Origin of the sequence: Desertibaculum subflavum (genome assembly GCA_003576705.1) — a bacterium.
In the GTDB taxonomy this organism is placed as follows: Bacteria; Pseudomonadota; Alphaproteobacteria; order Ferrovibrionales; family Ferrovibrionaceae; genus Desertibaculum; species Desertibaculum subflavum.
Genome location: QOZS01000099.1, coordinates 1 through 9,877 on the forward strand (window position 1 = coordinate 1; position 9,877 = coordinate 9,877).

Sequence of the window (9,877 nt, forward strand, 5' to 3'; positions counted from 1 at the left end):
GGCGGAGCGGCGGCGCGCGAGCGCCCGGCCGCGCCCAGTCCGCGCCGGCCGAAGCGCGGCGGCGGCCGTGGCCGGCGCATTCTCTGGCGGCTGGCCGGCTGGGCCTTCGTTCTGGCGATCTGGGCGGCAGTCGGCGCCGCCGCGCTGATCGGCTTCTTCGCCTATGACCTGCCGGATGTGGAACGGCTCAACCGGGTGGAGCGGCAGCCTTCGCTAACCTTGGTCGCGGCCGACGGCTCGACCGTCGGCACTTATGGCGATCTCTACGGCGACATGCTGACGCCGCGCGAGATCCCGGAGGTGATGAAGCGCGCCGTGGTGGCGATCGAGGATCACCGCTTCTATGGCCATTTCGGGCTCGATCCGCTGGGGCTTGTCCGGGCGATCTACGTCAATTTCCGGGCCGGCCGGCTGGCCCAGGGCGGCTCGACCATTACCCAGCAGCTGGCCAAGAATGTGTTCCTGACGCCGGAGCGCAGCCTGAAGCGCAAGGTGCAGGAGGCGATGCTGGCCCTCTGGCTCGAGCACCGGTTCTCCAAGGACCAGATCCTGGCCATGTATCTGAACCGGATCTATTTCGGCGCCGGCACCTGGGGCATCGACGCCGCGGCGCAGCGCTATTTCGCCAAGTCGGCCCGCCAGGTGACGCTGGCCGAGGCGGCGATGGTCGCGGGCCTGGTCAAGGCGCCGTCGCGCTATTCGCCGACCGCCGACCTGAAGCGCGCGCAGGCGCGGGCCTCGGTGGTGATCGATCGCATGGCGGAGGAAGGCCTGATCCGGCCGGAAGCGGCGGCACGCGCCAAGGCGGCGCCGGCCGAGCTCGCCGCCTCGCGGCAGCCGAGCCGCAACGCGCGCTATTTCGCCGATTGGGCGGCCGACATGGTGGACGACTTCGCCGGTCGCGGCTTCAACGACCTGGTCGTGGTCACCACGCTCGATCCCCGCCTGCAGCAGGCTGCCGAAGCCACGCTCACGCAGATCATGGAGCAGGAAGGGCCCAAGGCCGATGCCGCCCAGGCGGCGCTGGTCGCGCTGAGCCCGGACGGCGCGGTCAAGGCCATGGTCGGCGGCCTCGGCTATCGCGATTCGGCGTTCAACCGGGCGACCCAGGCCAAGCGCCAGCCGGGCTCGGCCTTCAAGCTGTTCGTCTATCTCGCCGGCTTCGAAGCCGGCCTCCGGCCCGACGACCTGATGTTCGACGGGCCGATGTCGATCGGCGGCTGGACCCCGCGCAACTACGAGGGCAAGTATTTCGGCGAGGTGACCCTGCGCGAGGCCTTCACTCGCTCGCTCAACACCGTGGCGGTGCAGCTTTCCGAGCGGGCCGGCCTGCCCCGGGTGATCGACGTGGCGCACCGGCTCGGCATCAACGAGGCGATCCCGGCGAACGCGTCGATCGCCCTCGGCACCAAGGAGGTGAGCCTGACCGAGCTCACCGGCGCCTTCGCGGTGATGGCGAATGGCGGCCGCGGCGTGATCCCCTACGGCATCACCGAGGTCAGGACCCGCGAAGGCCGCGTGGTCTATCGCCGCCAGGGCGGCGGGCCCGGCCGGGTGCTGGATCCCGGCGTGCATGCCGACATGCAGACCCTGCTCGCCGCCGTGGTCCAGAGCCCGAACGGCACCGGCTATGCGGCGCGGCTCGACCGGCCGGCCTTCGGCAAGACCGGCACCACCCAGGACAACCGCGACGCCTGGTTCGTCGGCTACACGCCGGATCTCGTCGCCGGCGTCTGGGTCGGCAACGACGACGACAGCCCGATGAAGCGGGTGACCGGCGGCTCCATTCCGGCGCGCCTGTGGAAGACCTTCATGATGGAGGCGCTCAAGGGCACCGCCCCCAGTGCCCCGGTGGTGGCCGAGCGGCGCGAGCCGCCGCCCGGCGAGCAGACGCTGTGGCAGAAGATCGTGCGCGAATTCGGCGGCAGCGGCGGCGCCGGCCGGCAGGCAAGCGCGCCGTCCCCGCGGCGCGAGCGCTCGACCCTGGAACGCCCCATCGATCAGATGCCGTTCTCGACCGACTGAATGCGGGCTCAGCCGTAGCGGTGCAGGCCGGCACCGTGACGGGCAAGCCAGGACCGGGCGCGCGCGGCATCCGGGTTGAGTTCGCGTACCACGGCCCAGAAGCGCGGCGAGTGGTCGAGATGGACGAGATGCGCCACTTCGTGCGCGACCACGTAGTCGAGCACCCAGACCGGCGCCAGGATCAGCCGCCAGGAGAAGGAAAGCGCGCCCGCCGCGGTGCAGGAGCCCCAACGGCTGGTGCCGTCGCGCACGCTCACCCGGCTCGGCCGGCGGCCGATCCGCGCCGCCGCCGCCGTGGCGCGCGCCGTCAGCTCGCGCGCCGCGAGCGCTTTGAGATAGTCGCGCACCCGGCGCGGGAGGTGCTCGGCGCTGCCGGAGACCAGCAGCGCGTCGCCGTCGAGCCGCGCCCCGAGCCGGCCCGCGGGAAGGTGACGCAAGGTAACCTCGCGGCCCATGACCGGCACCACCGCGCCGCTCGCGAACGGCACGGCGGCCGGCAGCCGGGCCAGCTGGCGCAGCACCCAGCCGGCATGGCCGGCGACAAAGCGTTCTGCCGCGGCCGCGCTCGCCCGGTTCGGCATCACCACCACGACCGCCCCGGCCTTCGAATCCACCCGCAGCGAAAGCCGCCGCGCGCGCGGCGATCGGCGGTAAACAATCCGCGCATCGCTCATCCGGGGAGTCGCGCCGGGCGGCCGGGTGTCATATAAGTGTCATCGATCCGACTCCGACGGTTCATCGAGCGTCCCCAAGAAAGGTCGCCCCGTCGGCTCTGTCTTGTCCCAAGGAGGGAGGCATATGCATCCAATGTCCCGGAGAACTCTGTTCGCCGCCGCGCTCGCTGCCGGCACCTGCGTCGCAGGTATCGCCCAGGCGCAGACCGAAATCCAGTTCTGGCACGCAATGGGCGGCCAGCTTGGCGAAGCGGTGAACAGGCTCGCCGACGGCTTCAACAAGGGCCAGAAGGATTACAAGCTCGTCCCCATCTACAAGGGCAGCTACACCGAGACATTGACCGCGGCGATCGCCGCCTTCCGCGCCAAGCAGGCGCCGCACCTCGTGCAGGTGTTCGAGGTCGGCACCGCCAACATGATGGCCGCCAAGGGCGCCGTCTATCCGGTCCATCAGCTGATGGCCGATTTCAAGCAGCCGTTCGACATCAAGGCATATGTCGCGCCGGTGGCCGGCTACTATTCGACCGCCGACGGCAAGCTCCTCTCCATGCCGTTCAATTCCTCGACCTCGGTGTTCTACTGGAACAAGGACATGTTCAAGAAGGCGGGCCTCGATCCCGAGAAGCCGCCGAAGACGTGGCCCGAGGTCGGCGAATACGGCAAGAAGCTGGTGGCTTCCGGCGCCAAATGCGGGTTCACCACCCAGTGGCAGACCTGGATCCAGATCGAGAATTTCGGCGCCTGGCACAACATCCCGTTCGCCACCAAGCAGAACGGCTTCGCCGGCACCGATATCCAGCTGCTGATCAACGACCCGGTCCGCGTCAAGCACATCGAGACGCTGGCCAGCTGGCAGAAGGGCAACGTGTTCGTCTATGGCGGCCGTGAAGGCAAGTCGACGCCGATGTTCACGTCGGGCGATTGCGGCATGTTCATGGGCTCGGCCGGCACCGCCGGCACCATCGAGGCGTCCATGATCTCCAAGGGCGTGCCGGTCGGCACCGGCTTCCTGCCCTACTGGCCCGACGTGAAGGGCGCGCCGCAGAACTCGATCATCGGCGGCGCCACCATCTGGGTCATGCAGGGCCGGCCGAAGGCCGACTACAAGGGCGTGGGGCAGTTCTTCGGCTATCTCTCCGATCCGGCCGTGCAGGCCCAGTGGCATATGGAGACCGGCTATGTGCCGATCACCTATGCCGCCTACGAGGTCGCCAAGAGCCGCGGCTTCTACCAGGCCAAGCCGGGCCGCGACGTGGCGATCAAGCAGCTGACCCTGAACGAGCCCACCCCGAACTCGAAGGGCCTCAGGATCGGCAATTTCGTGCAGATCCGTGACGTGATGGACGAAGAGCTCGAAGCCGTCTGGGCCGGCAAGAAGACGGCCAAGCAGGCGCTCGACTCGGCGGTCGAGCGCGGCAACAAGCTGTTGGCCGATTTCGCCCGCGCCAACAAGTAGAGCGAGACGAACCCCGCCGGGTCCGCCCGGCGGGGTTCCCTCTCCCGCGCACCAGACAACAGAACCTCCCAAGCGGCGATGCAGAAGCGCGTCACCTTCGACAACCGGCTTCTGCCCTATTTGCTGGTCACGCCGCAGCTGATCATCACCATCGTCTTCTTCATCTGGCCGGCGGGCCAGGCGCTGTTCCAGTCGCTGCTGCGCGAGGACGCCTTCGGCACGTCCAGCGAGTTCGTCTGGTTCGAGAACTTCGTCCGCGTGATCGAGGACGAGAGCTATCTGAATTCCTTCCGCGTCACCGCGATCTTCAGCATCTCGGTCACCGTGCTGAGCCTCGCCATCGCGCTGGTGCTGGCCGTGATGGCCGATCGCATCGTGCGCGGCGGCACCACCTACCGGACCTTGCTGATCTGGCCCTATGCGGTGGCGCCGGCGGTGGCCGGCGCGCTGTGGGGCTTCCTGTTCAACCCGCGCATCGGCGTGCTCGCCTACGGCATCGAATCGATCGGCGTGAACTGGAACTACTTCCTGAACGGCGACCAGGCGATGCTGCTGGTCGTGTTCGCCTCGGCCTGGAGCCGGATCGGCTACAACTTCGTGTTCTTCCTGGCCGGATTGCAGGCCATCCCGCGCTCGCTGATCGAGGCGGCGGCGATCGACGGCGCCGGCCCGGCGCGGCGATTCTGGACCGTGATCTTCCCGCTGCTGTCGCCGACCGGCTTCTTCCTCATGGTGGTGAACATCGTCTTCGCCTTCTTCGAGACCTTCGGCGTGATCCACGCGGTCACGCAGGGCGGCCCGTCCAAGGCCACCGAGATCCTGGTCTACAAGGTCTGGAGCGACAGCTTCCGCGGTCTCGACCTCGGCGGCTCGGCGGCGCAGTCGGTCATCCTGATGGCGATCGTGGTGGGGCTGACGGTGGTCCAGTTCCGCTATATCGAACGCCGCGTGCATTACTGACCGCCATGGTAGAGAACCGCCCCTTCGGCACGCTGCTCTCGCACCTCGTGGTGCTGTTCGGCGTCCTCATCGTCTGCTTCCCGGTCTGGATCACCTTCGTCGCCGCCACGCATGACCAGGCGGCGCTGCTGCGCCCGCCGATCCCGCTCTGGCCGGGCAGCCACTTCTTCGAGAACATGGAGACCATCCTGTTCGCCGGCGTACGCTCCTCGCGCAGCGCGCCGGTCGCGGTGATGCTGCTGAACAGCCTGGTGATGGCCGTCGGGATCGCGGTCGGCAAGATCGCCATCTCGATCATCGCCGCCTATGCCATCGTCTACTTCCACTTCCCGCTCCGGATGGTGTTCTTCTGGATGATCTTCATCACCCTGATGCTGCCGGTCGAGGTGCGCATCCTGCCGACCTTCGAGGTGGTGTCGAACCTGAACCTACTCAACAATTACGGCGGCCTGATCATTCCGCTGATCGCCTCGGCAACGGCGACCTTCCTGTTCCGCCAATTCTTCCTCTCGGTGCCGGACGAGCTGACCGAAGCGGCCAGGATCGACGGCGCCGGCCCGATGCGGTTCTTCTGGGACGTGCTGCTGCCGCTGTCGCGCAACAGCATCGCCGCACTGTTCGTCATCCAGTTCATCTATGGCTGGAACCAGTATCTCTGGCCTCTCCTCATCACCACCGAGGAGAGCTACTACACCGTGGTGATGGGCATCTCGCGCATGCTGAACGTGGTCGACGCAGCGGCCGAATGGAACCTGGTGATGGCAACCGCCCTGCTCGCCATGCTGCCGCCCGTCGTCGTGGTGATCGCGATGCAGCGCCAGTTCGTGCGCGGTCTGGTCGAAACGGAGAAGTGAGCCATGGCCGAAGTCGGTCTGAACGGGGTCCGCAAGTCGTATGGCGATCTCGAGGTCATCCACGGCATCGACCTCGCCATTGCCGATGGCGAGTTCATCGTGCTGGTCGGGCCTTCGGGCTGCGGCAAGTCGACCCTGCTCCGCATGGTCGCGGGCCTCGAGCGCATCACCAAGGGCGATATCAGCATTGGCGGCAAGGTGGTGAACCAGGTCGAGCCGGGCGAGCGCAACATCGCCATGGTGTTCCAGAACTACGCGCTCTATCCGCACATGTCGGTCTACGAGAACATGTCGTATGGGCTGCGCATCCGGAAGATGCCGAAGGCGGAGATCGAGCGCCGGGTGCAGCGCGCCGCGAACATCCTGCAGATCCAGCCGCTGCTGCAGCGCAAGCCGCGCCAGCTTTCAGGCGGCCAGCGCCAGCGCGTCGCCATGGGGCGCGCCATCGTGCGCGAACCGGCGGTGTTTCTGTTCGACGAGCCGCTCTCCAATCTCGATGCCAAGCTTCGCGTGCAGATGCGCCTCGAGATCCGCAAGCTGCACCGTGAGCTCGGCGTCACGTCGATCTACGTGACGCATGACCAGGTCGAAGCGATGACGCTCGCCGATCGACTGGTGGTGATGAACCAGGGCGTGGCAGAGCAGATCGGTGCGCCGAAGGACGTCTATACGCATCCCGCCACCACCTATGTCGCGGGCTTCATCGGCTCGCCGGCGATGAACTTCCTGCCGGCAACCGTTGCCGACCGGGGCATACAGCTGGGCTCCGGCCAGACCCTGGGCCTGGATCTGGCGGGCCTCGGCAACCTGGGCGGGCGCAACATCACGTTCGGTGTGCGGCCGGAGCACCTGACGCTCGGCGACGGGCCCGGCGCCTTCGACTTCCGGGTCGACGTGACCGAAGAGCTCGGCGCCGATACGTTGTTGCACGGACCGCTGGACGGCACCGACATCGTGGTCCGGCTGCCGGGCAGCCTCGGCCTGCAGGCCGGCGATCAGATCCGGCTGCATCCCGATCCGAGCCTGGTGCATCTGTTCGACAGCCAGACCGGCAAGCGGATCGCGCTCGGCGCCTGAGCCGCGCCCATCGGAAAATCAGGCTACAGTGCGGCGATGCCGCATCTCGCGCTGTTTCTGGCGATCTGCATTCTCGGCCTGGTGGCAAGCTGTGTCCTGGTGGCGATCTAGTCGCGCGGCCGCCGTCGCAATCACCGTCCTGCTGCACGCCGCCTGCGGCGAGGTGCCGCGGCCATTCGAGGACGAAAACAAGGCGGTTTCCCCCTCGCCCTTGCTGGTGCCGAAGGCCGATGCCGGCATGGTGGTGGTGCCGGTCCGGGGCATGGCGCCTCGCGCGTCGCTCGAGCTGGCCGAACTTGTGGCCGAGCGGCTGCGTGCCCTGGATCTGCCGGCCTCGACCCGTGCCGCCAATCCGCAAAGCCGGATCCTCGAGGGCGAAGCCACCGTGACGACCGATTCCGCCGAGACGGCGACGCTCGAGATCGTTTGGCGCATCGTCGAACCGAACGGCCTTCCCCGCACCACCTCTCGGCAGACGGCGCGCCTGTCGACCGCCGAATGGCAGCGAGCGGACCGCGCGACGCTCGACCGGTTGGCCAACGAGATCGCGGGCCGCATCGATCGGGAACTGCATGCGGGGACGGCCGCAGCCGCGGTCGATTTGCCGCGGGTCCGCATGCCCCTGGTCGAGGGCGCGCCCGGCGATGGCAACCAGTCGCTGGCCCGCGCCATGCGGTTGCTGCTGGGCCGCCAGCAGATCGCCCTGGTCGCAGCCGAGGAATCGAATGCGATCACGCTTCTCGGCCAAGTCTCGGTCCTGCCGGCGGGGGGCGCGGATCGGGTGGACATCCAATGGATAATTCGCGCCAGCGACGGGCGGACGCTGGGCACGGTCCGGCAATCGAATACCGTGCCCTCGGGCACCTTGTCGGGCCCCTGGGGGCCGATCGCCTATGCCGCCGCCGAAGGGGGCGTCGACGGGGTGATGCAGGTGCTGGAAACCCAGCGGCAGCGCCGCCGCTGAACCGGTGCCCATCCGTTAAGCATTTGAAATAGGGCCAAACCCGGCGCTTGTTTGCAGGCTTGTGGCAAGCTATAGAAGCGCCGCCGCGGAACGGGCCCCCTCGAGCGGGCCTGTCGCCAGGGGTCGGATCGGGGCCTGCGGCATCAGCGAAGGCGCATGCGATGAAAGTGCTCGCGGGGAACAGCAACCGTCCGCTGGCGGAAGCCATTGCCACCTATCTGAACGTGCCGCTGACCCGCGCCAGCGTGCGGCGCTTCTCCGATATGGAGTGCTTCGTCGAGATCCACGAGAACGTCCGCGGCGAGGACGTTTTCGTCATCCAGTCGACCTCGTATCCGGCGAACGACAACCTGATGGAGCTGCTGGTCTGCATGGATGCGCTCAGGCGCGCCTCGGCCCGGCGCATCACCGCGGTGATGCCGTATTTCGGCTATGCCCGGCAGGACCGGAAGCCGCATCCCCGCACGCCGATCTCGGCCAAGCTGGTGGCCAATCTGATCACCACTGCCGGGGCCAACCGGGTGCTGACGCTGGACCTGCATGCCGGGCAGATCCAGGGCTTCTTCGATATCCCGACCGACAACCTTTTCGCCGAGCCCTATATCGTGCGCGACATCCGCGAGCACAAGGACGGCAATGCGGCCGGCCTCGTCATCGTGTCGCCCGATGTCGGCGGCGTGGTGCGGGCCCGCGCCATCGCCAAGCGGCTGGAAGCCGATCTCGCCATCGTCGACAAGCGGCGCGAACGCGCCGGCGTCTCCGAAGTCATGAACATCATCGGCGATGTGGACGGGCGGGACTGCGTCCTGATCGACGACATCGTCGACTCTGCCGGCACGCTCTGCAATGCCGCCGCCGCGCTGAAGGACCAGGGCGCCAAGTCGGTTTCCGCCTATGTCACCCATGGCGTGCTGTCAGGTGGCGCCGTCGCCCGCGTCGCCGCCTCGCCGTTGAAGGAGCTGGTGATTTCCGACAGCATCCTGGCGACCGAGGCCGTGCGGCTCGCCAAGAACATCCGTCAGATCTGCATTGCGCCGCTGATCGGCGAAGCGATGCGGCGCATCAGCGAGGAGACCTCGGTTTCCAGCCTGTTCGACTGAATTCATGAGAGCTTTGCGGCGCGCGGCACCCCTGGAGGCCGGCACCGCGGAGCGGGAAGCGCGGGAAGCGCGGCCCGTACCACCTATCGAAGGAGCAAACAGATGACCGACATCGCCACCCTGGTGGCCGAGCGGCGCGAACGGGCCGGCAAGGGGACCGCCCGCTCCGTCCGTCGCAAAGGCTACGTTCCCGGCGTCGTCTACGGCGGCAAGGCTGAGCCGACCCTGATCTCGATGGATATCCGCGCTGTGGTGCGCGAATCCGCGCGCGAAGGCTTCATGGCCCGCCTCTACGAACTCGACATCGCGGGCGCCAAGGAGCGCGTCCTGCCGCGCGACGTGCAGTACGACCCGGTGACCGACTGGCCGGTCCATGTCGATTTCCTGCGCGTGGCCGCCGGCACCCGGATCCGCATCGGCATTCCGGTGCACTTCGTCGACGAGGGCGAGAGCCCTGGCATCAAGCGTGGCGGCGTGGTGAACGTCGTGCGACACGAGATCGAAAGCTATGTGCCGGTCGACAACATCCCGCCTTATGTGTCGGTGAGCCTGAAGGGCCTCGATATCGGCGATTCGATCCACATCCGGGCCATCGCTCTGCCGGAAGGCATGCGTCCGGTGATCCAGGATCGCGACTTCACCATCGCCTCCATCGCCCCGCCGACCACGGCGGAGGTCGAGACGCCGGCGGCCGCCGCGGCGACAGCGGAAGCTGCGCCTGCCGCGGGTGCTGCCGCCGCCCCCGCCGCCGCCCCCGGCGGCAAGGC

The 9,877-nt window shown here is 67.9% G+C and carries 9 protein-coding genes; 8 read left to right on the plus strand and 1 reads right to left on the minus strand.

Annotation, left to right across the window (positions count from 1 at the left end):
• A partial coding sequence (locus tag DT074_RS26955; RefSeq protein WP_119422940.1) for a transglycosylase domain-containing protein occupies positions 1-2,025 on the plus strand: 2,025 nt, incomplete at its 5' end.
• Positions 2,026-2,033: 8 nt separating this feature from the next.
• Here the strand turns inward: DT074_RS26955 and DT074_RS26960 are convergent.
• Complete coding sequence (locus DT074_RS26960) at positions 2,034-2,699, minus strand: M48 family metallopeptidase (RefSeq protein WP_119422941.1); 666 nt, start codon at positions 2,697-2,699, stop codon at positions 2,034-2,036.
• Between the two features lie 133 nt (positions 2,700-2,832).
• Between DT074_RS26960 and ugpB the strand changes: the two genes are divergently transcribed.
• From ugpB to DT074_RS26995, 7 genes are all read left to right on the plus strand, one after another.
• Positions 2,833-4,155, plus strand: a complete 1,323-nt coding sequence (gene ugpB / locus DT074_RS26965) for a sn-glycerol-3-phosphate ABC transporter substrate-binding protein UgpB (protein ID WP_119422942.1) — start codon at positions 2,833-2,835, stop codon at positions 4,153-4,155.
• Positions 4,156-4,233: 78 nt separating this feature from the next.
• Positions 4,234-5,115: a sn-glycerol-3-phosphate ABC transporter permease UgpA gene (gene ugpA, locus DT074_RS26970; protein ID WP_119422943.1), complete on the plus strand. Its 882-nt coding sequence runs from the start codon at positions 4,234-4,236 to the stop codon at positions 5,113-5,115.
• Positions 5,116-5,120: 5 nt separating this feature from the next.
• Positions 5,121-5,969, plus strand: a complete 849-nt coding sequence (gene ugpE, locus DT074_RS26975) for a sn-glycerol-3-phosphate ABC transporter permease UgpE (protein ID WP_119422944.1) — start codon at positions 5,121-5,123, stop codon at positions 5,967-5,969.
• Between the two features lie 3 nt (positions 5,970-5,972).
• Positions 5,973-7,046 carry a sn-glycerol-3-phosphate import ATP-binding protein UgpC gene (locus DT074_RS26980; protein WP_119422945.1) on the plus strand — a complete coding sequence of 358 codons (1,074 nt, stop codon included), beginning with the start codon at positions 5,973-5,975 and terminating at the stop codon, positions 7,044-7,046.
• Positions 7,047-7,137: 91 nt separating this feature from the next.
• Positions 7,138-8,010 (plus strand): hypothetical protein, encoded by an 873-nt coding sequence (locus DT074_RS26985; RefSeq protein ID WP_162915269.1) that lies wholly within the window; start codon positions 7,138-7,140, stop codon positions 8,008-8,010.
• A gap of 161 nt (positions 8,011-8,171) precedes the next feature.
• On the plus strand, positions 8,172-9,110 hold the full coding sequence (locus DT074_RS26990) for a ribose-phosphate pyrophosphokinase (RefSeq protein ID WP_119422947.1): 939 nt from the start codon (positions 8,172-8,174) through the stop codon (positions 9,108-9,110).
• 102 nt (positions 9,111-9,212) lie between these two features.
• On the plus strand, positions 9,213-9,877 hold a 665-nt coding region (locus DT074_RS26995), incomplete at its 3' end, for a 50S ribosomal protein L25/general stress protein Ctc (protein WP_119422948.1).